Source organism: Staphylococcus sp. MI 10-1553 (assembly GCF_010365305.1).
GTDB lineage: Bacteria > Bacillota > Bacilli > Staphylococcales > Staphylococcaceae > Staphylococcus.
Map to the genome: position 1 here is coordinate 2,749,621 of NZ_CP048279.1, position 23,074 is coordinate 2,772,694.

The window sequence follows — 23,074 nt, forward strand, 5'->3', positions numbered from 1 at the left end:
CATACAACAAATAAAGGCGTGAACATGAAATCCAACGTTACATTGCGATTTCTGTTCGACGCCTTTTTTATGTACAATAAGCACGATCAACCATTCGCCACGGTCCTTCATACATGAGCTTATATATATTTTCGATTTGCGCATCTATCGGCAAACGGGCTTCATCCAAAACCCATGTGCGCATTAACGACCACATCCTGCCTAATACAAAAGCGTGAAAGTAACGAAACGAAATGCCTTCAATTTCATCAGGATTGGACAATAAAACGTGAGCAATACATACCTATGCATACTCACGCTTTTTCGATTAATGAATATATTTAAATGAACTTACCAGATGCGCTGGAACTGTACGGTATGTCAAAATACCTGGTGCTGCAGTAAAGTTCATTTCTGATACTAAAATACTACCATTTGGGTTAATACGTTCTACATAAGAAACGTGTCCATAGTAACCTAAGTCAGACTGTAAAATTGACCCCACTGTTGGTCGATGGTCGATTAAGTAACCATCACGCGCCGCATTATCATCCCATGCATTCGCATTCCACCAATATGTGCTAATAGGCAGACCGATTTCTTTACGTTTATTGAAGACATACCATGTACATTGTCCCCAATCGTATAGGTTTTGATGACTAAATGTAGGTGTGTTATAGCTTGGCGTTGTTGACGGACGTGAAGTCGTTGTTGATGTCTTCGCTGCTGCACTACCACTCACCTTTAATTGTTGTCCTGGGAAAATTAAGAACGATGTCAATCCATTCAAATCCATAATGTGTCGATATGTCGTGCCATATTTAGATGCGATCAACGACAATGAATCCCCAGCTTGTACTGTGTAGTAACTCGCATTTCTTGAAGACGTGTTCGTTGTTCTCTTCGTTGTTGTACTATTTGTTTTGCGGCTTGACGTTGTTGACGGACCACTTACATTTAACTTTTGCCCCGGTAAAATTAAGAAGTTGTTCAAGCCGTTCCATTTCATAATGTTTTGATACGTTGTTCCATATCGAGCTGCAATGCCTGATAAAGTGTCCCCGTAACGTACCGTATATACAGTTGATGATGCACTGCTATGACTTGATCTTTGTGTCGTTGAGCGTGTTGTACTGCTTCCACCAGATATATTCAACACTTGGTTTGGAAAGATTAAGTTAGATGTTAGTCCATTACGTTGTTTAAGTTGCGCTATTGTGATGTTATGTTTTGTCGCAATAGACCAAAGTGAATCACCAGCTTTAACGCGGTATGTTGTTGAAGCATCTGCATGTGCTGTTAATGCTGTAGCGGCAGCTGTTGTTCCTAATAATGCTGCTATGAACTTTTTACGCATTCGTTTCCCTCCTTATAAGTATAGAAGATATTATTCTTATACAGTTTTATATTATACACTGATTATCATGTAGAAATATGTCTGTTATATAACATTATGATTACAAAAACCGTCATGACGGTGTTCAGAAAGGATATATATTTACTCATGCTTATTTGAGAATTAAAATAATAGCTATCATATTATTCCGAAAGTCATTTTTCTCTCATATTTCTTTTATTTATCTTTCATAATTACGAGATATATGAGCACATCAATATCATTTATAGAAGGAAACTTATGCATAATAATAAAGATTGATACGACCTATTTCACCATTACACTCAACATTACAAGATGATATTTCAGTCGTTAAAATCCTAATCCGAAAAATAATACAAAAATGATCAAAGGCGTCAAAACGAATATATTAAGCATATTGACGATAAACCAAATTAAGCCCACTTTTCTTAACTTTGCATCGTCTGAGTTCAGATGCCACAGTGAAAATATGCCAGCAGCTAATGACGTTGCCTCAAAATATAATAACAAGTCACCAAGAGCCAACATCGATAGCCCACAGATAAGTCCACCTACAATTAAAAATAAATAATTCAAAACATTTACGATATGTATGACTCTAATCATATTCATTCATCACGCCTCCTATTGAAAAATCGTCCACACAACCTTCCATCATATATAAACCTAGGAACCAATCCGACAACATATCAAAATTATAACATTTTCATATGATTATTATTTGATATTTTAGTTTCATGCTTATAAAAATGAATTAATAAGAGCGCGCATGGAGATAGGGCATAAAAATTTTTGATGCTATTGACACAGTATTTTGTTTAACTTGTCCTCTCCCTGTGGTTTGTGGTTTTGATTGCCCTCATCACTATTCGAAACGACGACAATCTTTCGCGTTAAAACGGATGACGACATAAAAAACGAACCTAAGACAATATATCTCAGATTCGTTGCTATCTTTAAACTTCACACAAACATCTTTTGGAGTAAGCCTTGTTTGCGTTGATTGAAGAGGTTAATTTTTTGTGCTTGCAATTCAATTTGATGATCCAGTTTACTGAAGAAATCACCTATCTTTTGTTGTTCTTTGTAAATAGGCATCTTTATACTCAGATTTTTAATAATACTTGCAGATAAGTTACCTTGTCCTCCTTGAATATAAGTATTGATAATATTTTCTTTTTGGTATTTAAGATAATACAACAAAAATGATTTTGATTCTTCTGTTTTAATACATAAAATTGCTTGATTTATAGCCCCAGTTATTTTACTAATAGCAACTTCTCCACTGGTTGCTCCATACAAAGCATATAGTAAATCACCTTTGTTAACTAATTTAGCAGAAGAATTAGAAATCGCATCTTCATTAATTTGAAGTTCTGTTTTCGAACCTTGAATTTCTCCAGAGCGTATAAAGGGAATACTCCCATTATAAAAGGATTTATTCGTTGATTTTGGTGTCCCACCACTAAATGTAGTAGTGAAATCTCTAAATAAATTTTCTTCCCACTCTGGATAATTTTCCCCATTATCATCTTTAAATCGAAGTTCTTGTGAGAAAATCTTTTGCATATAGCCTTTTTTCTGCTCTTCTAACAATGCTAATTTTTGTTCTTCTAATTCGATTTGACGGTCGAGTTTACTGAAGAAGTCACCAATTCTTTGTTGTTCTTTTATAGCTGGACTATATAATAGCATCTCCAGAAAGTCTTTTTGATTTATCCTTTTAGCTTTTCGGCTACCATTTGCTTTTTCACCATACTTTTTATAAAAAGATTTTTGCATTATTCTTTCTAAAACAAATCTAGGGTCACCATTTATAAAATCAAAAGCAGGAGAATCAATAGTGCTTTCATATCCATCTAAGTGAGGAGGCACGATACCAAATGCACAATTCAAGAAATCCAACTTACCATACATTAATTGTCCTTTTTTTCTTAAATAGTATTGGGTATTACTACTACCTTTATGAACTTTCTTTTTAGGAATTACACCTTTTCCCCATAATTTTACTGTCAATTTTTTAGCATCATTTCCTTTGTTTCCTTCAATCATGCTTTCTGTTAAAAAATCACTTATTTTTCTCTCTTCCCACTCGTCACTAAACTCAGGAAATCTTAACTCCGGCACATTTTTATTTGGATGAGTCATGTTTCAACACTCCTAATTCTTTCAAATAGCGCTCGATGTCTTGTTCGACTTGCGCGATTTCATTGTCGATATTCACGATGTCTTGTTGAATTTGGTCGAGGTCAATTGATGCTTCTTCCTCGAATGTATCGACGTAGCGTGGAATATTGAGGTTGTAGTCGTTGTCTTCAATTTCTTGTAATGTTGCGGCATAGCTGTATTTATCGATGGTTGCTCTGTTTTTGTATGTGTTGATAATTTTTTCAACGTGTTCGTCGTTTAAGTGGTTTTGGTTTTTACCTTTTTCGAATGCGTTAGATGCATCGATGAATAACACGTCTTGGTCTGATTTACGACATTTTTTGAACACTAAAATACACGTCGGAATGCTTGTGCCGTAGAAAATATTTGCCGGTAAGCCAATAACCGCGTCTAAGTAATTTTTCTCTTCAATAAGATATTGTCGAATGACACCCTCTGCTGCACCACGGAATAACACCCCATGTGGTAATACGACTGCCATTGTTCCTTCGTCATCTAAATAGTGCACCATATGTTGGATAAAAGCAAAGTCCGCTTTTGATTTCGGTGCGAGTTTGCCGTAACCACTGAAACGATCATCGTCATTGAATTTACTGTCGGCTGACCATTTCGCACTGTATGGTGGATTGGCTACCACGGCATCGAATTTCTCACCTAAAAAGGCTGGATTTTCGAGTGTATCGTCGTTTTGAATGTCAAAGTTTTCATAACGGACGTCATGCAACAACATGTTCATGCGTGCTAAGTTGTACGTTGTGTTGTTACGTTCTTGTCCATTATAACGGTACACTTGCGTTTCTTTACCGACACGAAGCAGTAAGGAACCTGATCCACATGTGGGGTCATATACGTTGCGTAACTTCTCTTTTCCTAACGTGACGATTTGCGCTAAAATTTTCGATACTTGTTGTGGCGTATAGAACTCGCCTGCTTTTTTACCTGCACTCGCCGCGAAACGTCCGATTAAATATTCGTATGCGTCGCCTAACATGTCAATTTCCATGTCGCTATGTACAAATGGCAAGTCCGCTAAGTTCACCATCACCTTGCTTAATAATGCTGTACGATCTTTAACAGTATTACCCAGTCGTGTCGAACTTAAATCCATATCACTAAATAGCCCGATAAAGTCTTCTTCGCTGTCTTGACCGAGTGTTGACGTTTCCACTTTGCGAATGGCTTGCGCTAAATGTTCGATATCAAAACGTTGGTTTTCAATTTCCTTCACCATTGTGCTAAACAAATCTTGTGGTTCGATGTAGTAGCCGACTGTGTCTAACAATTCACCTTTTAAGTCTTCTCGATATTCTGGATCTGCCCACGCTTCTTCGTATGACAGTGTTTCTCCTGATAAGGCTTCAGCGACTTCTGCTTCTGCTTTTTCCGATAAGAAACGATAAAAAATGAGCCCTAAAATATAATTACGGAACTCGCTCGCATCCATGTTCCCTCTTAAGTCATTCGCGATAGACCACAATTTTTTATGTAATTCCGCTTGTTGTTGGCGCTGTTTTTCAGTAATTGACATTGCTTTTCCTCCGTTTAACTCTCTTACCACCTATTATAATATAAATTGGGCACCCACGATGGTCATTTTCATTTGGTGCGCATAATAAAAAAGCCATACCATGTTCAAAGCGAGACATGGCATGACGCTGTCGAATGTGATTGATTTTATCAAAAGGCGAGAATACTCGCGACTTTAGTCATGAGAGGTTCAAAATTGATCAAGTGCTTGTTTTAAATCTTCTACAAGATCATCTGTATCTTCAATACCCAATGATAGTCGTATTAAACCATCCGCAATGCCTTCTTTTGCGCGAATGTCAGCCGGAATAGATGCGTGTGTCATTAAGCTTGGTACAGAAATTAAACTTTCGACTGCACCTAAACTTTCTGCTAAGGTGAAATATTTCGTTTGTTTCACAAGAAGCTTCGCTTTTTCTACATCTGCTACTTCGAATGAGATGATGCCTGTTGTGCCGTCTGCTTGCGCTTGATGCACGTCATAATTTAAATGTGATGGTTGGCTTGGGTGATACACTTTCGTCACTTTGTCATGTTGATTCAACATTTCGACAACAGCTAATGCGTTACGTTCGATTTGTTCCATACGTAAAGCTAATGTTTTCATCCCGCGAATAAGCAAGTAGCTGTCTTGAGGTCCTAATACGCCGCCCGTTGAGTTTTGGACGAATGCGATACGTTCTGCAAGTGACGCATCTTTAACTGCGACAAGTCCGGCTACAACGTCACTATGACCACCTAAATATTTCGTCGCTGAGTGGACAACGATATCTGCACCGAGTGACAATGGTGTTTGATAGTAAGGTGTCATGAATGTGTTATCCACGACAGTAATGAGTTTGTGTTGCTTGCCGATTTCACTCACTGCTTGAATATCAGTAATGCGTAACAGTGGATTTGATGGCGTTTCGATAAATAACATTTTCGTGTTGTCTTTGATTTTTTCTTCAATATTTTGAACATCTGTTGTATTTACAAAGTCAAATTCAATACCGAAACGTGTGAAAACACGCGTCATAGCACGATATGAGCCACCATACACATCGGAACCGACAATGATGTGGTCACCTTGGTCTAACAACATGATGACTGCACTGATGGCTGCCATACCTGAACCGAATGCGAATCCGTAGTTCCCATGTTCTAAATCAGCAATCACAGACTCGAGTGATGAACGTGTTGGGTTAGCTGTACGTGAGTATTCAAAGCCTTGTCTTAACTCCCCAATCGCATCTTGTTCATACGTACTCGTTTGATAGATCGGCGTCGTCACAGCACCTGTATAATCATCTGTAGTATTACCGCAATGGATCAATAATGTTTTTTTATTCATTTAAATCTCCTCCGTATTGAAATATCTTTTTCGACATATAACGATCACTACCATCAGGAAAAATGGCTACTACTTTTCCTTGATCTAATCGGGACGCTGCTCGAATCGCGCCTTCCAAAGCAGCGCCTGAAGAACTCCCCGCTAATATGCCTTCGTAACGTGCCAAGTCTTTAACGTGTTGAAAAGCGACCTCGTCAGGTACCACTTCGACCGCTTCAATCCATTCTTGTTTTAAAAATTGTGGCCATACTTCTACGCCAATGCCTTCTGTATCATGACGCCCCTTTTCTTGACCACTTAAAATTGAACCAGGTGGCTCGACGACAATCGATTTCACATTATGTGACTGAAGTACTTCTGCCACACCTGCAAATGTGCCACCCGAACCTGCACCAGCAACAAAATAGTCTAAATCCGGTAGCGTCTCAATCAGTTCAACTGCCAATGTATCTCGATACGCAGCAGGATTATCAAGCGTTTCAAACTGATTCGTATAATAAGCGCCCGTCTCATCAGCATAAGCTTGAGCCCATTGTCGTGCCCCGAGCATCCCTTCTGCTTGCGGTGTACGACGAATGTCAGCGCCGAGTGCTCGCATAATGGCAATCTTCTCTTCTGAAAATCCTTGTGGCGCAAAAATAACACACGTGATGTCATAATGGTTGGCAACGATGGCTAATCCAATCCCCGTATTGCCTGCCGTTGCTTCCACAATTTGATCCCCAGGTTGAAGCTTACCTTCTTGAATCGCATGCTCGATTAAATACTTGGCCAACCGATCTTTCACACTGCCCCCTGGATTGTGCATCTCCAGTTTGGCGAAGATTTGGACGCGCTCTGTACTGTAATGCTCGAGTTGTACAAGCGGTGTCCGGCCAATCAAGTCAAAATTTCTCAACACTGTTCCCTCATTTCAACCGTCTAATTCTTAGTTAATACATATGAATTATAAGATAAATGTGTGTCGGTTTCAATGCAAATCACTATAAAAATACAAATTATCTAAAAAGCAATCGATATATCGCTATACAATTGTAGATGAGCAATCAAATTTTTATGTGCTCATTAACACCGTTGTCACCTTATTCATATACATTCCTCTCCCATACCAGAAAGGCGTATTTACGTTATAATGAAAGCAACCATAAGATTCATTTCATAATGCAAAGGGGAGAGATTAATGAAACTGCATACACCTCACGGCACGATTCACGGTGAACGTCATACCGATTATGAAGTATTTAAAGGCATTCCTTATGCGCAGCCACCTATTGGCGCATTACGTTTTAAACATGCGCAACTGTTGTCAACGTGGCCAGAAGATTTTCAAGCGACTTCATTTGGATCTGTCCCGATTCAGCCACCGAATTCACTAGAGTCCTTTTTTGATACACACATGCAAGACTACCCGCAGAGTGAGGACTGTCTCACTTTAAATATTTGGCGTCCTGCAACACCATCTCACCAACCATTGCCTGTCATCGTATTCATATATGGGGGGAGTTTTGTGAATGGTCATAGCGCACAAGCGTTGTATCACCCTCATGAAATCGTCAAGCGCGAATCTGTCATCGTCGTCACGTTGAATTACCGCTTAGGGGCACTTGGTTTCTTAGACTGGTCCGCAATCAATCCGGAATGGGATGCGAATAATGGCTTGTCAGATCAAATTTGTGCATTGCAATGGGTGCGTGAAAACATTGCACATTTTGGTGGAGACCCAAATCACCTCACTTTGATGGGTCAATCCGCGGGCGCGATGAGTGTTGCGGCCATGTTACGCATGCCGACAGTGCAGCTTTGGATTAAAAATGCGGTTATGTTAAGCGGGATTTTACATTTGGAATCTCCTCAAGTCGCATCCGATAAAGCAGACGCCTTTGCAGCATTAAAAGCACAGTATGATCCGTCCACATCTTGGCATGAACTTGATGCACAAGGGATATTAACGTTAATGGCGAGACACCAAATGCAGTATGGTCCATCGAAAGGTTTAGAATTGTTATACCAACCGATTGCCACAGACGATATCGAACCAGACTATCGCCATGTCAATGTCCCTGTATTATTGGGCCACACGACAGCTGAGGGTGACATTTATATTAAAAATGAACAAAAAAAATTAGCCCCGCGTCAATTTCAACGTGTACTTGAACGTTTAGGAGGGCCTGTGCCACCACTTGAGGACATTGAAACTGCTCAACAACAGCGTGACCTTATTACGAATTGGCATTTCAAAGCGCCGTTTCAACAACTGTATCAAGCATTGTCAGCAGTGACTCCGACTTGGCAAGCGACTTTCAATTGGGCTCGTGGCGATCATCCGAACTATGCGTCGGCGTACCACATTTTAGACATGATTTTTTGGATGGGACGTCTCGATATTTTGGAAGCACATGGCCTGGAATTAACTGTGCGTGAGACCGAACTACGCGAACGCATGATTCATGATTTGTGCCATTTCGCCCAACATAGCGCATTAGATGGCGACCGCTGTTACGAATAATGTGACGTCCAAAATAAAAAGGAAGGGACTTGGGAACAATTTGCGTTTTCCCAGTCACTTCCTCTTTATTTTTATGTGTATTCATACTAGTCAAGCAAACCCATGGCGGTCATCAAAAATGCGTATAACTGAATTGAATGAACATGAATGAAACGATTGTTATACTAATTGCAAAATCAAAACGAGTAAAATGACAACCGGTAAAATGTATCGAATAAACATGTACCATATCGTAAACAATTTCAGAGGATCGTTACCAAAACCTGTTTTCAAACGTACCTTTTTCATCGCATAACCAATCGCTAGTGTTGAACCTAAGGCGCCGACAGGTAATAAAATATTTGAAAAGACAAAGTCCATATTATCAAAAATTGAACCAGCACCAAATTGAATATGACTGAGTGGCCCAAATGATAGTGTAGCAGGTACACCGACAATGAAAACACCTAAGCTGATAATAAAAGCCATCGTTGGACGTTTACGATTATCGTTACGCGTTAAGTTCGACACGTTTAGCTCCAATAGTGAAATAGAAGATGTGAGTGCCGCGAATAAAAAGAGCACTAAGAAAATCGCATAGAATAACGTACCGAACTGCATTTTTTCAAAGACGAGTGGCAAAATGATAAACAATAAGCCAGGTCCTTCTTTCGCTTGATAGCCGAAAGTTTCTAATGCTGGAAAAATCGCAAGCCCTGCTAAAATCGCAATCGCAATATTCATCATTAAAATCGTCACTGCTGATGTTTTAATCGGCATGTCTGTTGAAGCGTAACTGGCATACGTCATCATCCCTGTCGTCCCTAGTGATAGCGCAAAAAAGGACTGTCCTAAGGCGAATAACATCGATGCCATATTGATTTCAGAGACACGAGGTTGGAATAAGAACCGTACCCCTTCCATAGCCCCATCAAGCGATAATGTTTTCACTACGATGATGATTAAAAAGACTAATAGTAATGGCATCATTAATTTTGACGCTTTTTCCAACCCTTGTTGCACACCACGCATGACGATACCACATGTTAAAGCAATACAAATCGCCTGCCCCGTGACGACATAGAACGGTTGGCTAATGATGTCTTGAAATTGCAAATCGTGAAGATGTGTCGGCACAATGCGGAACAGTTGCGCAAGGACAAAACCGAGATAGACGATAATCCAACCGCCGATCACACTGTAAAAACTAAACAATACAAAAACCGCTATATTACCGATCCAAGCGATACCGTTTAACCATTTGCGCCCTGTTAATTGACCAAATATTTCTGTTGTATACGTACGACCGAGTTGACCGACCGCAAATTCCATAATGAGTAGTGGCAGGCCTACTAAAATCGTGAAGACTAAAAACATGAATAAAAATGCGCCACCACCGAACATTCCCGCCATGTAAGGGAATTTCCATAGCGCGCCTAGACCAATCGCAGAACCAACACTCGCTAAAATAAAGCCGGTTGACGATTTCCATTGTGACCGTTGCGACAAAACCGTTCATCCTCTCTTTTTCTTCACTTTAATACGTTGAATCGTTTAAGTCATCTTGCAATATAACACATTCATAGGTTATCGACAATGAAAGACCACTTTTTTATAGTATTTCATCAAAAGTTTAGTATTGAAACGATGTTGTATTTTGATATGATTAAGTTGTAAAAGAGGTGAGAAGTCATGTCGCAAAAATTAAAAGAACGTATTTATTTAATTGGCATCATTGTGAGTACGCTATGTGTCTTGTCGTCGGTTCTGTTTGGTTTAAGTCCGACCATCACAGCAGCAGTGACGTTTATTTCAATAGTTGTTTTTGCGGTCCTTTATTTCGTCGTACCTAATAAACAACAAAATCGTAAAATACGGTAATAAAATTGAAAAGCTGGGGCATTAAGTTGTCCCAGCTTTAATTTTTTCAAAAGGCATGCTTCAACAGCTTTATTGCCAATATTGCATTTGATAACCGATGCGAGGCCGCGTAATAATGAGTTGTTTCGACTCGGGATGGGCTTGACTCAATTTGTTGCGCAACGACGTCATATGTACGCGCAAGCTCGGCATTTCTGATTGATTCACATAACCATAAATCGCTTTAAGTATCGTATCATACGTTAGCACTTTACCTACGTGACGGCACAACAATTCCAATAAGGTAAATTCATGCGGCGTCAGATTGAGCATTTGATCATCAATTTGGGCCGTTTTAGATTGATACGACACAACTAAAGGGCCATTTTTAAACACAATTTCTTTTTGATTCTGCATATTTTCCAATCGTTGCACCACTCTAATACGTGCGCGTAATTCGTCCACATTAAACGGTTTGGTCATGTAGTCATTCGCACCGTTATCCAACGCTTCAACAATCGTTTGTTCATCCAATCGTGCACTGATCACAATAATAGGAATATCGAAAGTTTGCCGTATCATTTTAATCAATTCCAAACCGTCGATATCGGGTAACCCTAAATCTAACAAAATGATATCTGGTGCTTTAGAACGTATTTGAAAATCAGCGTCCTTCCCATTTGTCGCAGTGATGACTTCATAGTAATCAAGGGTTAATGAGACGTCGAGCAAATGGGTGATCGCCGCATCATCTTCTACCACTAATATTTTTATATTCACGGCACTTCACTCCTCAATTTGTGTCTTTTTCAAAAGGTAAGTTGAAATAAAATATACTCCCATGCGGCTCATTTTGTCGATATTTTAACTGACTGTCATGTTTTTCTAAGATAGATTGAACAAGATAAAGGCCGAGTCCCATACTGTCTTTTTTGTTATCTCTGAAAAGCTGATATTTATGAAAAGGTTGGAAAATTGTTTGTTGTTCTTCATCAGATAGTCCCAAACCTTGATCAATGACCTCAAACAAAATTTGCTGTTCACTTTTACTGATAGCTAAAGTGATTTTTGTTTCAGGAGGCGTATGTTTTAAAGCATTTTCTATTAAATTAAAGATGGCTTGTAAAATGAGCTTGCTATCAATATTTACAAAACAAATATCATGAAATGCCGTAACTTTAACTTGATGGTTTAAACGTCTACGCTCTAATACTGATTCGATTTCTTCGACTAATTCTTCAATGAGGTAGAGCTGGCGGTTTAATTTCATATTTGAATGCTCAAGTTTGGTGAGCGATAGAATATTGGAAACGAGCATGTGTAAATATTGAGCTTCGTCAAATGAACGTGAAATCAACTGATGTTGTTCTGGATGAGGCATCTCTTTGCCGTAGAGTAATAACACATCTAAATTACCAATAATCGATGTTAAAGGTGTTCGAATATCATGTGAAATCGAACGTAAGAAATTAGAGCGAGTCACCTCACGCTCAGCACGTAACATCGATTCACGTGTTTGACGAAGTAAACTCAAGTTTTCTACTGCAAGTGAAATTTCATTAAGCATAGACTCTAAAATAGAATTATCATAAGAATCAATCACTTGCACGTCAGAAAAATGTATCGACACGATGGCTTTTACAGGATTGGTTCCTATCGGTATCAATAAGTATTGAATACCCGGAAAAGTGTCCGTAGTAGCGCCAGCGCGTTTTTGATTTTTGATAATCCAACTCAATGCTTGTTGATGTCGAGAATAATCGGCATGTGGACTTTGAATTGGAATCGTTTTTGAAATTTTCTCATCTTCAACTAAGTAAATCGTTACATTTTGGTTTAACAGATGCTGTATTTGATGTCTTGCATTAACCAATAAATCAGGAATCGTATACGTTTGTTTGATTGAATCATTAAATTGCAACAGGATATCTGTACGATACAGTTGATGTTTCGTGACAATATATTGATGTTTAATTTGCTTTAATAAGCCACTCGTGACGATGCTGACAATAATACTAATAGTGAATGTGATAGGATAATCAAAACGATAAACTTCGAAAGTAAATCTTGGTACAGTAAAAAAGAAATTAAAGACAAATACGTTTAAAATCGCCGCCAAAAAACCGATGAGGTACGATTGTGTCCACATACTTAAAACGATAATACCTAATAAAAATAATAGGAGAATGATGGTGTCTTGTTCGCCTTTATCTGCGCTATAAACCCACAACCCCAAAAGGACACAAATAGTTTGAATGGTGATCATTTTAAAAATATCAACAGTCCAACGTTTTTGTTCAATCTTTTGATTGTGTCGTTCGTGCTTGGCTTTCATTTGAATATGCTTAATCGGTACAATTTCAATTTTATAATGATGTTTTAAGTCAAGTAACTGGTCAATCAAAGGACGTTTGAATATTTCATTCCATTTGTCGCGTATGTGTTGGCCAATCACAAGCTTGGTCACTTTCTGAGATTTACACCAATCATCAAGACCCGATGCAATTTGATTATCATATATCACTTTTACAGTTGCACCTAACGATTGTGCAAGCATTAAATTTTGGTGGACTTGATTTTCGTTGGAATAGTGTTTGCCTTCATGATCAAAAACATCAATATAAACAGCTGTAAATTGTGCGTGTTCACGATTGGCAATACGACGGGCTTCTCGAATCACGGTTTCGTTACTTATACTCCCACTAATTGCTACAGCGACATGGGGCGTAATATCAATGCTTTTCTTATAGAGATGTTCTTTTTGACTCATAATATCTGCGGCGGTTCGTAGTGTTAATTCTCGTAATTCTGAAAGGTTCTCATAAGTGAAAAAATGAGTGAATGCCGTATCAAGGCGTTCTTTTTTATACACTTTCCCAGCTTTAAGTCGATTAATGAGTTGTTTAGGTGAAATATCAATGACCTCTATCGCATCACTCGACATAATGAATTGATCAGGGACACGCTCTTTAATTTTGACTCCCGTCAGTAACGCCACTTGTTCACTCAAACTTTCGATGTGCTGAATATTTAATGTTGTATGAACATCAATCCCATGGCAAAGAATTTCTTCAATATCCATGTATCTTTTTTCATGTCGCTCTTTTGAAATATTGGTATGCGCTAATTCATCTATTAGGACAATATCTGGGTCGTCCTCAATAATTTGATCGACATCTAAATATTGGAATGTATGACTGCCGTGATTTTTAGATTTCGTTTGAATGGTCGGCAATTGTTCAGCAAGCGCTTGGGTTTCTTTACGTTGATGCGGCTCGATATAACCAATTTTAATATCCTCGCCTTCATGGTAAGCATCGATAGCATTGGATAACATTTCATAAGTTTTACCTACACCTGGTGAATAACCAAGATATATCGTTAATGAGCCTCTTTTTATCGTTGGATTACGCGCCATATTTTTCACCTCTTCTCACTCATCATAAACTTCAAATCTTACATTTTCTATAAAAAAATACGTTTTTATTTATCTTAATAACTTCTTAATAAAACGATGCAAATATTAATAATCCCCTTATAGAAATTTTTATATAATAATTTCTGCAATAAGGAGGAGGTCCAGAGATGATTAGCATATTAGGTTTGATCGTCATCGTATTAATCGGCTATTTAGTCTATGCCTTAATTTACAGTGAAAAGTTTTAAATTCAGCTATTGATGGAGGGAAAACATGGAAGTCGTTATCTTTTTAATCATCTTTTTTATATGTGCATTTTTATTAAGTCGGTATTTATACAGTGTGGCATTATTAACGCCTACACCCGCAGATAAAGTGTTTTTAGGTGTTGAAAAAGGCATTTATAAAGTTTTAGGGACGCAGTTAGAGCACATGTCGGGTAAGACTTACCTGAAACATTTTCTATTGTTTAATGGACTGATGGGCGCGTTGACGTTCGTACTGTTGCTCATTCAACAATGGCTCTTTTTAAATCCCAACCATAATTTAAATCAATCCGTGTCGTTGGCATTTAACACAGCAGTGTCGTTCTTAACGAATACCAACCTGCAACATTACGCTGGGGAATCTGGCCTGACCTATTTAACACAAATGATGGTCATCACTTATTTGATGTTTACGTCTAGCGCTTCAGGTTACGCGGTTTGTATTGCGATGTTGCGTCGTTTAACAGGAATGACAGATATTATTGGCAACTTTTATCAAGATATGGTGCGATTTATTGTTCGTGTTTTAATACCACTGTCATTTATTGTCAGTGTATTTTTGGTGAGTCAAGGGACACCACAAACTTTAAAAGGCAATTTGACGATTCATACAATAACAGGAAAAATTCAACAAATTGCATATGGACCTATCGCTTCATTAGAGTCCATTAAACATATCGGTACAAATGGGGGAGGCTTTTTAGGCGCCAACTCATCAACACCATTTGAAAATCCGACTGTATGGTCGAACTATATTGAAATGTTGAGTATGATGTTGATTCCTGGTGCGCTTGTCTTTTTATTTGGAAGAATGTTGACCAAAAGTGGTAAACAAATTCATGCGCACGCTTATGTCATATTTGGAACAATGCTGTTATTTTTCTTAGTTTTCTTCGCAATTGCCATTATTTCAGAGTACAAAGGTAACGTTGTGTTATCGCATTTAGGTGTGGTCGGACCGAATATGGAAGGCAAAGAAGTCAGATTTGGTCCTGGGCTTTCAGCACTTTTCACGACCATCACAACAGCATTTACAACAGGTACAGTCAATAATATGCATGATGCGCTGACACCGCTTGGAGGTTTTGTACCTATAGTGTTAATGATGCTTAACGCCATTTTTGGTGGTGAAGGTGTTGGATTAATGAATATGTTGATTTTCGTTTTATTGACAGTATTTATTTGTAGTTTGATGGTTGGGAAAACACCAAACTATTTAGGAATGAAAATAGAAGGACGGGAAATGAAGCTGATTGCATTAACATTTTTAATTCATCCGATATTGATTTTAGTTGCGACTGCATGCGCATTTATTATTCCGGGCGCGAGTGATGCGATAACAAATCCTTCATTTCATGGTATTTCACAAGCACTTTACGAAATGACATCGTCGTCGGCCAATAATGGTTCTGGGTTTGAAGGACTCGCAGACGATTCGACGTTCTGGAATGTCTCAACCGGTATGGTCATGTTGATTGCACGTTATGTTCCCATCATTTTACAAATTATGATTGCTTCAAGTTTAGTGAATAAAAAAGCATATCAAAAAGATGATCAAACTGTTGCTATTGACAAACCTTTCTTCGGTGTATCGCTCACTATTTTCATTATTTTATTGAGTGGTTTGACATTTTTACCCGTATTATTACTTGGACCTATTGGAGAGTTTTTATCGTTGAAATAAAGGAGGATATATTGAATGAATCAATCATCTCATGTTTTGAATGGCGCGATTGTCAAACAAGCCATCAAAGAGAGTTTTATTAAATTAAACCCTGCATATCTCATCAAAAATCCAATCATGTTTGTTGTAGAGGTAGGGATGGTTTTAACTTTGATTATGACGATTGTCCCGCAAATTTTTACAGATGATGCGATGTCGCGGCTTTATTTATTTACGATTTTTGTGATTTTATTATTGACTATTCTGTTTTCTAACTTTTCAGAATCGATTGCTGAAGGACGAGGTAAAGCACAGGCAAATAGTCTGCGTGAAACGAAATCAAACATGACTGCACGTCGTATAATTAATGATGAAGAACACGAAACCATTGATGCATCGGCATTAAAACGTGGTGATCGTATTTTGGTTAATGCTGGAGAAACAATTCCATCAGATGGCACAATTATTGAAGGGATTGCAACGGTTGACGAATCTGCTATTACAGGTGAATCTGCACCGGTTATTAAAGAGTCGGGTGGAGATTTCTCAGGTGTTATCGGTGGGACAACAGTGACATCGGATTGGCTCATTATTGAAGTGGATAGTGAAGAAGGATCTACGTTTTTAGATAAAATGATTGCCTTAGTCGAAGGTGCACAACGTAAAAAAACACCGAATGAGATTGCGCTCTTCACTTTACTCATTACATTAACGATTATCTTTTTAGTTGTTATTTTAACGTTTTATCCTATTGCACAATATTTAAAGCTCAATGTGCCTATTGCAACATTGATTGCGTTGACAGTGTGCTTGATCCCTACAACAATTGGGGGCTTGCTTTCAGCCATTGGTATTGCAGGAATGGACCGTGTTACACAATTTAATATATTAGCTAAAAGTGGGCGTTCTGTAGAAACATGTGGGGATGTAGATGTATTAATTTTAGACAAAACTGGCACAATTACTTATGGTAATCGTTTAGCAGAATCACTGATGCCCGTTCGTGAAGAATGGTATGACAGATTGCTCATCGCAGCTTATGAAACTTCAGTTTATGATGATACACCTGAAGGCAAAAGTATTGTAACTTTGGCGCAAGCTTCCTCTGTTCAGTTACCGAATGAAGTTAAAGGAGACTATCAACCTTTTAAAGCAGAAACGCGTATGAGTGGCATCATCAGAGGAAACCATGCCGTTTTTAAAGGTGCGCCGAATAGTATGATTAAATATATTAAACAAAAAGGTGGCGTTGTGCCTTCTAATATTGAAACGCTTGTGACTGAAGTATCGAGTAAAGGGGGTACGCCTTTAATTGTTGTTGAGGACCAAACGATTTTAGGTGTAATTTATTTAAAAGACGTTATTAAAGAAGGATTGGTGGAACGTTTTCAAGAGTTACGTCAAATGGGTATCGAGACAGTGATGTGCACAGGTGATAATGAATTGACAGCAGCTACTATTGCGAAAGAAGCGGGTGTAGATCGTTTTATAGCAGAGTGTAGACCAGAAGATAAAATAAAAGTCATTAAAGAAGAACAGGAAAAAGGGCATATCGTTGCAATGACAGGAGATGGAACAAATGACGCACCTGCATTGGCACAAGCAAACGTCGGCCTTGCGATGAACTCAGGGACATTAAGCGCAAAAGAAGCCGCAAACTTAATTGATTTAGATTCCAATCCAACGAAATTAATGGAAGTCGTCAAAATCGGTAAACAGTTGCTCATGACGAGAGGGGCATTGACAACATTCAGTATTGCGAATGATATTGCCAAATATTTTGCCATTTTACCTGCCATGATGATGGTCACGATACCTGAAATGAGTCGTTTAAATATTATGCAGTTACATTCCCCTGAATCTGCCATTGTTTCAGCTTTAATATTTAACGCACTCATTATCGCATTGTTGATTCCTATTGCGATGAAAGGGGTGCGCATTAAAGGGGCATCGACTGAAACGATATTGATGAAAAATATGTTGGTATATGGTCTCGGCGGTATGATTGTACCCTTTATTGGCATTAAATTAATCGATCTTTTGATTCAATGGTGGATATAGGAGGATGAATATGAAAGCGATAAGAAGTAGTATAGGACTCGTTGTGATGACAATGATTTTATGCGGTCTCATCTTTCCGCTGGCTGTCACTGCAGTCGGACAGACGTTGTTTCATCATCAAGCGAACGGTAGCCTTGTGACACAGAATGATCACGTCGTCGGTTCCAAGTTGATTGGTCAACAGTGGGATGAACCCCAATACTTTCATGGCCGTGTGAGTGCTGTAAAATATAATATGGATTCAACCATGATAAAAGAAAACGGTGTCGCTTCTGGTAGTCATAACTATTCTAACGGGCATCCTGAACTTCAAAAGAGAGTGGAAGCTTTAAAACAAACAAACGGACATACACCTATTGATGCCGTTACAGAATCCGGTTCAGGTTTAGACCCGGATATTACTGTAGACAACGCGAAACAACAAGTCGCACGCATTGCACAACGCAGAAACCTATCAACAGAACAAATTAATCAACTCATTTCTAACCAAGCCCATCATGGTAGTTTGTATGATGATTATGTTAATGTGTTGGCGTTAAATCTTGCCTTAGATCGGATGTCAGGTCATTAGATTTGAGGTGCTTATGTAGATAGAATTGAAATAGCATATGCCCAGCTCTGAAAAAGTCCTCAAAATTCATTTAATCGAATATTGAGGGCTTTTTTAGAGTGTTGCGCATTAATAATAGCTTAGAAAATGCCATTGTTCACCCCTTATTAAAGGATTGACTGGACTCGAATTGAAAACGATTCATTATTCTTTTGTTATTCCTTTGCCTTTACTTTTTCAATCTCTTTAACAAACTTTTCAAATAGTATCGCTTATCTAAAATTAAACATACTAAGATTAGCATTTCTATTCATTTTTTGAAACTTAAATCCCTTATTCCCATCCTATCTCCATTGATGAGGACAAGTTACGTCTTACAGTGACATTGAATCAGTCCTCGTTCACATCACCAAACCGCTATTTTTGTAAAATCTTTTCAATATAAAATGCGGATTCTTCAATGGAGCGATATTCTGTATTAATGACTGTCGCATTAAGCTGCTTAAAAACTTCTTCAGCGTAGGCAAGTTCTGCTTTAATGCGCTGTAAATCATTGTAATAGGCTTGTTTCCCTTTCATGCCGAGCACTTTAACACGCTCTGTTCGAATGCTCATAATGTATTCGGGGCTTGCGGTGAGACCGATGACTTTCATTTTTTTGTCTTTTATGATGTCATAAGAGATACCGATTTCAGGTACTAACGGAATATTGGCGACCCTATACCCCTTGTTCGCTAAATACATACTTAATGGTGTTTTAGACGTTCTGGAAACGCCGACGATGAGGACGTCCGCTTCTTCAATATCCGTGAAATGTTTGCCGTCATCATATTTGACTGCATATTCTATCGCATCAATCCGTTTGAAATAGTCTTCATCTAATTCACGGATTTTCCCTTTTTCCTTCACAGGCACGTGTCCTGTTGTGGCTTGAACATGCTGCATGAGCGGTGACATATAATCAATGTATGGAATTTGATGTTCTGCTGCGTACGCTTGCCCCAATGCATTGAAATGATCCGTCACTAACGTTGTCACGACAATCGCTTGCCGTTCTTTGGCGAGTTTTAACACGTTAAGAAGGGCTTCCTTGCTTTCAATCAATGAAAATTTCTTCATTTCTATCTGTGTCAGCTTCGGAAATTGACTCATCACCGCGTGCACCATACGTTGTGCGGTCTCACCTAATGAATCTGAAATGATATAAATGGTCAATTGCGGTGTTGCCATATTATCCCTCACTTTCAACGACACTTTGTGCTGCCGCTAACTTGGCACCTGGTACACGGAATGGCGAACATGACACATAATCAATCGCCATACGGTTAAAGTGATGGATTGATTTCGGATCCCCACCGAGCTCGCCACAGACACCAATTTTAATATTAGGGTTTGCGGCTTTTGCTTGTTCTGACGCATTTCGAACGAGTGCCCCCACACCGTCAACATCTAAAGTTTGGAATGGATCGGCTGCTAAAATATGTTGGTTCAAATAGTCATTAATAAATTTTCCGGCATCATCACGAGAAAAGCCGAAAGTGAGCTGTGTTAAATCATTCGTACCAAAGCTGAAAAAGTCGCATTCTTTCGCAAGGTCACCCGCAATAACACAAGCACGTGGTGTTTCAATCATCGTCCCTACTAAATAATGGAGTGATTGGTTCGTGTCTGTCTCAATTTGCTGAATCGCTTCAAGAATTTGTGCTTTTAACACTTTGAATTCTGCCACAGTAGAAACGAGAGGCACCATAATTTCTGGATGACATGCAATACCCTCAGTTTTCAATTGTGCCACACTCTTCATCATCGCCTCGACTTGCATAACATACAATTCTGGATATGTGATCGCGAGTCGGCAACCGCGGTGACCTAACATAGGGTTCGTTTCATGCAATTCTGCCATGCGTTGCTTCAGCTGTGCAGTAGAAATGTTTAACTGCTGTGCGACACTTTCAATTTCTTCTTCAGATTTAGGTAAAAACTCATGAAGAGGTGGATCGAGTAAACGCACAATCGTTGGACACTCTCCTGATAAACGGAAAATTTGTTCAAAGTCTTCTGTTTGATATGTGCGAATACGATTTAAAGCTTGTGTTCTCGTCTCATCGTCTGAGGATAAGATGAAACGACGCATTTCTACTAATCGTTCTGCACCGAAAAACATATGCTCTGTACGGACAAGGCCAATACCTTGCGCATTGAACTGATAACCTGCTTCAATATCAGGCGTTGTTTCGGCATTCATACGAACATCTAGACGCGCAATCTCTTCCGTCCACTGCATAAATTGTTCAAACGCCTCGCTATGTTCGGCACTTGTCGTCTCCACGATACCTGCATAAATATCCCCTTGTGCACCATCGACAGAAATTTCATCACCTTCAAATAACTGACCATCGGCATATGTCACTGTTTTCTCGCGTGTATTAATTTCAAGGTCCGCACAGCCTGTCACACAACATTTTCCCATACCACGCGCGACTACAGCGGCATGAGACGTCATTCCACCATGTGTTGTCACAATTGCTTCACTCGCAATCATCCCTTCAATATCTTCCGGTGACGTTTCTGGACGCATTAAAATGACTTTTTCGCCTGCCTCAGCTTGACGTTTCGCTTCTTCTGCAGAAAACACAATTTTACCCGTCGCTGCACCTGGACTCGCTGGTAAACCTGCCTTTGAAATGACTGTCGCCGCTTCTAACGCTTGTGCTTCAAACGTTGGATGTAATAACGTGTCGATTGATTTCACGTCCACTTTGGTCATCGCATCTTTTTTCAAAATGACACCCTCTTCTACTAAATCAACAGCAATTTGCATCGCCGCTGTCGCTGTACGTTTACCGTTACGCGTTTGTAGAATATAAAGCTTTTCATTTTCAATCGTAAATTCAATATCTTGCATATCTTGATAATGTTGTTCGAGTTGTTCTGCAACAGAGACAAATTGTTCATGGACATGCGGCATTTGCTCATGTAATGTCGCAATATCTTGAGGCGTGCGAATCCCTGCCACCACATCTTCACCTTGTGCATTTAACAAATATTCACCAAACAATTTTGCTTCACCTGTGACAGGATTACGTGTAAAGGCAACCCCCGTTCCACTTTGCGACCCACTATTACCGAACACCATTTCTTGTACATTCACAGCTGTTCCAATGTTGTGTGGAATGTCATTCAGGTCACGATACACGCGTGCACGGTCATTATCCCAAGATTTAAATACCGCCTCAATCGCTTCTAATAACTGATCAAGTGGATTTTGTGGGAAGGGTTTGTACACTTCTTCAATATAAACCGTTTTAAAGTGCTCACATATCTCTTTCAAACCTTCTGCTGGGATATCTGCATCATTTTGATAATCGTGCGTCTCTTTGTAATTATCGAAGTATGTATCGAAAGCAGACATCGGAATGTGATATACAACTTCACCAAACATTTGTAATAGACGACGATAACAATCGTATGAAAAACGTGCATCATTCGTTTTACGTGCGAGCTTTTCAACATTCTCATCGTTCAACCCCAAATTTAAAATCGTATCCATCATACCCGGCATCGAGATTTTAGCCCCACTCCGCACTGAAACGAGCAGCAGATTTTCATCCGAAGAGAACGCCTTATTCGTGCGCGCTGAAAATGCCTCTAACTGTGCTTGTAATTGGGTTTTCACTTCATCAGACAACTGCTCACCACGCTCTAAATATTCAATACATGCCGCTGTCGTTAATGTGAAACCATCAGGAACAGGCAAACCTAAACGCTTCATTTCTGATAAATTGGCCCCTTTTCCGCCAAGTAAATCTTTCATATTTTTCTGACCTTCATCAAATGCATAAACATATTTTGTCATACTGCGCACCTCTTTCTTTTTAATATGTCATACTAATTAAATAAAAGTATGTCATAATAATTCGAAATTGACAATTAAAAATAGGTTCGTCCATTAATTTTTTTATTTATTGTCAATAATTCGTCATAAAAAATTGCAGTTGTTCCATTTGATGTCAGTTTGACAGAGGAACATGAGAAAGATTCTGAAGTAAAAAATAAACTTAGAGAAGATGCTAAAAAGGCTAAAGAAGACAAAAAATTAAGACACCCTAGAGCATTGAAACAACAGTACATACACCAATGACTGCTGCATCACAAATGACAGAGGAAACAACATTCGAAGTATTTCAAGGGCGTAACACTAAACCTTCAGTAACTGGCAATGATGAACAAACACCTGAAACAGTGACAGCACCAAAGGAAAATGTCCAGGAGAAACCTGAACAAGTCGAGGCACGTGTTTTACAACAAGAACAGTCAGCGTCACACTCGTCAGAGGCACCTCAACAAGTAGCTGAAGAAACTTAAACGATCTGCACAGAAAGCCT

General features: G+C 38.9%; 18 protein-coding genes. 7 read left to right on the top strand and 11 right to left on the bottom strand.

What is annotated here, in order from left to right; translation table 11 throughout:
* Positions 1–307: 307 nt before the first annotated feature.
* The 6 genes from GZH82_RS13095 to GZH82_RS13120 all read right to left on the bottom strand — a co-directional run bounded on the left by GZH82_RS13095 (position 308) and on the right by GZH82_RS13120 (position 7,284).
* The gene (locus GZH82_RS13095) at positions 308–1,336 is read right to left on the bottom strand and encodes a LysM peptidoglycan-binding domain-containing protein (RefSeq protein WP_162682839.1); all 1,029 of its coding nucleotides are present in this window, start codon (positions 1,334–1,336) and stop codon (positions 308–310) included.
* Between the two features lie 351 nt (positions 1,337–1,687).
* Positions 1,688–1,969: a hypothetical protein gene (locus tag GZH82_RS13100; protein WP_238989582.1), complete on the bottom strand. Its 282-nt coding sequence runs from the start codon at positions 1,967–1,969 to the stop codon at positions 1,688–1,690.
* A gap of 351 nt (positions 1,970–2,320) precedes the next feature.
* Positions 2,321–3,505: a restriction endonuclease subunit S gene (locus GZH82_RS13105; protein WP_162682840.1), complete on the bottom strand. Its 1,185-nt coding sequence runs from the start codon at positions 3,503–3,505 to the stop codon at positions 2,321–2,323.
* The gene (locus GZH82_RS13110; protein WP_162682841.1) at positions 3,489–5,054 is read right to left on the bottom strand and encodes a type I restriction-modification system subunit M; all 1,566 of its coding nucleotides are present in this window, start codon (positions 5,052–5,054) and stop codon (positions 3,489–3,491) included. The genes GZH82_RS13105 and GZH82_RS13110 overlap by 17 nt, the downstream gene beginning before the upstream one ends.
* Before the next feature lie 189 nt (positions 5,055–5,243).
* Positions 5,244–6,386 carry a bifunctional cystathionine gamma-lyase/homocysteine desulfhydrase gene (locus tag GZH82_RS13115; protein ID WP_162682842.1) on the bottom strand — a complete coding sequence of 381 codons (1,143 nt, stop codon included), beginning with the start codon at positions 6,384–6,386 and terminating at the stop codon, positions 5,244–5,246.
* Positions 6,379–7,284, bottom strand: coding sequence for a PLP-dependent cysteine synthase family protein (locus GZH82_RS13120; RefSeq protein WP_162683074.1), 906 nt, complete (start codon positions 7,282–7,284; stop codon positions 6,379–6,381). The genes GZH82_RS13115 and GZH82_RS13120 overlap by 8 nt, the downstream gene beginning before the upstream one ends.
* A 282-nt stretch (positions 7,285–7,566) precedes the next feature.
* Between GZH82_RS13120 and GZH82_RS13125 the strand changes: the two genes are divergently transcribed.
* Positions 7,567–8,892 carry a carboxylesterase family protein gene (locus GZH82_RS13125; protein ID WP_162682843.1) on the top strand — a complete coding sequence of 442 codons (1,326 nt, stop codon included), beginning with the start codon at positions 7,567–7,569 and terminating at the stop codon, positions 8,890–8,892.
* Positions 8,893–9,051: 159 nt separating this feature from the next.
* On the opposite strand, the gene GZH82_RS13130 is transcribed toward GZH82_RS13125, so the two are convergent.
* Positions 9,052–10,380, bottom strand: a complete 1,329-nt coding sequence (locus GZH82_RS13130; RefSeq protein WP_162682844.1) for a sodium-dependent transporter — start codon at positions 10,378–10,380, stop codon at positions 9,052–9,054.
* A gap of 183 nt (positions 10,381–10,563) precedes the next feature.
* On the opposite strand from GZH82_RS13130, the gene GZH82_RS13135 reads away from it, so the two are divergent.
* Positions 10,564–10,752, top strand: coding sequence for a hypothetical protein (locus tag GZH82_RS13135; protein WP_162682845.1), 189 nt, complete (start codon positions 10,564–10,566; stop codon positions 10,750–10,752).
* 69 nt (positions 10,753–10,821) lie between these two features.
* Here the strand turns inward: GZH82_RS13135 and GZH82_RS13140 are convergent, their stop codons facing one another.
* Together GZH82_RS13140 and GZH82_RS13145 are read right to left on the bottom strand one after the other, a co-directional pair.
* Positions 10,822–11,511: a response regulator transcription factor gene (locus tag GZH82_RS13140; RefSeq protein ID WP_162682846.1), complete on the bottom strand. Its 690-nt coding sequence runs from the start codon at positions 11,509–11,511 to the stop codon at positions 10,822–10,824.
* 13 nt (positions 11,512–11,524) lie between these two features.
* The gene (locus GZH82_RS13145; RefSeq protein WP_162682847.1) at positions 11,525–14,149 is read right to left on the bottom strand and encodes a sensor histidine kinase; all 2,625 of its coding nucleotides are present in this window, start codon (positions 14,147–14,149) and stop codon (positions 11,525–11,527) included.
* A gap of 167 nt (positions 14,150–14,316) precedes the next feature.
* Here GZH82_RS13145 and kdpF point away from each other — a divergent pair, with 167 nt between their 5' ends.
* Genes kdpF through kdpC form a run of 4 tightly spaced genes read left to right on the top strand, consistent with a single transcriptional unit; the run spans position 14,317 to position 18,710 of the window.
* Positions 14,317–14,397, top strand: coding sequence for a K(+)-transporting ATPase subunit F (gene kdpF, locus GZH82_RS14655; RefSeq protein ID WP_064485063.1), 81 nt, complete (start codon positions 14,317–14,319; stop codon positions 14,395–14,397).
* A 25-nt stretch (positions 14,398–14,422) separates the two neighbouring features.
* Positions 14,423–16,099, top strand: a complete 1,677-nt coding sequence (gene kdpA / locus GZH82_RS13155) for a potassium-transporting ATPase subunit KdpA (RefSeq protein ID WP_162682848.1) — start codon at positions 14,423–14,425, stop codon at positions 16,097–16,099.
* 15 nt (positions 16,100–16,114) lie between these two features.
* Positions 16,115–18,139, top strand: coding sequence for a potassium-transporting ATPase subunit KdpB (gene kdpB, locus GZH82_RS13160; protein WP_162682849.1), 2,025 nt, complete (start codon positions 16,115–16,117; stop codon positions 18,137–18,139).
* 10 nt (positions 18,140–18,149) lie between these two features.
* A complete protein-coding gene (gene kdpC / locus GZH82_RS13165) occupies positions 18,150–18,710 on the top strand; it encodes a potassium-transporting ATPase subunit KdpC (RefSeq protein ID WP_162682850.1) in 561 nt (186 codons plus the stop codon).
* 396 nt (positions 18,711–19,106) lie between these two features.
* Here kdpC and GZH82_RS13170 read toward each other — a convergent pair whose 3' ends face one another.
* Complete coding sequence (locus GZH82_RS13170) at positions 19,107–19,931, bottom strand: pyruvate, water dikinase regulatory protein (protein WP_457853124.1); 825 nt, start codon at positions 19,929–19,931, stop codon at positions 19,107–19,109.
* Positions 19,921–22,545 carry a pyruvate, phosphate dikinase gene (gene ppdK / locus GZH82_RS13175; protein ID WP_162682852.1) on the bottom strand — a complete coding sequence of 875 codons (2,625 nt, stop codon included), beginning with the start codon at positions 22,543–22,545 and terminating at the stop codon, positions 19,921–19,923. The genes GZH82_RS13170 and ppdK overlap by 11 nt, the downstream gene beginning before the upstream one ends.
* Positions 22,546–22,826: 281 nt before the next feature.
* Here ppdK and GZH82_RS13995 point away from each other — a divergent pair, with 281 nt between their 5' ends.
* A complete protein-coding gene (locus tag GZH82_RS13995) occupies positions 22,827–23,054 on the top strand; it encodes a hypothetical protein (RefSeq protein WP_203232818.1) in 228 nt (75 codons plus the stop codon).
* Positions 23,055–23,074: the final 20 nt, after the last annotated feature.

Bases quoted from the DNA above. Each gene is read 5' to 3' on its own strand.
- GZH82_RS13095 (WP_162682839.1), bottom strand. From the start codon at position 1,336: ATGCGTAAAAAGTTCATAGCAGCATTATTAGGAACAACAGCTGCCGCT.
- GZH82_RS13100 (WP_238989582.1), bottom strand. From the start codon at position 1,969: ATGAATATGATTAGAGTCATACATATCGTAAATGTTTTGAATTATTTA.
- GZH82_RS13105 (WP_162682840.1), bottom strand. From the start codon at position 3,505: ATGACTCATCCAAATAAAAATGTGCCGGAGTTAAGATTTCCTGAGTTT.
- GZH82_RS13110 (WP_162682841.1), bottom strand. From the start codon at position 5,054: ATGTCAATTACTGAAAAACAGCGCCAACAACAAGCGGAATTACATAAA.
- GZH82_RS13115 (WP_162682842.1), bottom strand. From the start codon at position 6,386: ATGAATAAAAAAACATTATTGATCCATTGCGGTAATACTACAGATGAT.
- GZH82_RS13125 (WP_162682843.1), top strand. From the start codon at position 7,567: ATGAAACTGCATACACCTCACGGCACGATTCACGGTGAACGTCATACC.
- GZH82_RS13135 (WP_162682845.1), top strand. From the start codon at position 10,564: ATGTCGCAAAAATTAAAAGAACGTATTTATTTAATTGGCATCATTGTG.
- GZH82_RS13145 (WP_162682847.1), bottom strand. From the start codon at position 14,149: ATGGCGCGTAATCCAACGATAAAAAGAGGCTCATTAACGATATATCTT.
- kdpF (WP_064485063.1), top strand. From the start codon at position 14,317: ATGATTAGCATATTAGGTTTGATCGTCATCGTATTAATCGGCTATTTA.
- kdpA (WP_162682848.1), top strand. From the start codon at position 14,423: ATGGAAGTCGTTATCTTTTTAATCATCTTTTTTATATGTGCATTTTTA.
- kdpB (WP_162682849.1), top strand. From the start codon at position 16,115: ATGAATCAATCATCTCATGTTTTGAATGGCGCGATTGTCAAACAAGCC.
- kdpC (WP_162682850.1), top strand. From the start codon at position 18,150: ATGAAAGCGATAAGAAGTAGTATAGGACTCGTTGTGATGACAATGATT.
- ppdK (WP_162682852.1), bottom strand. From the start codon at position 22,545: ATGACAAAATATGTTTATGCATTTGATGAAGGTCAGAAAAATATGAAA.
- GZH82_RS13995 (WP_203232818.1), top strand. From the start codon at position 22,827: ATGACTGCTGCATCACAAATGACAGAGGAAACAACATTCGAAGTATTT.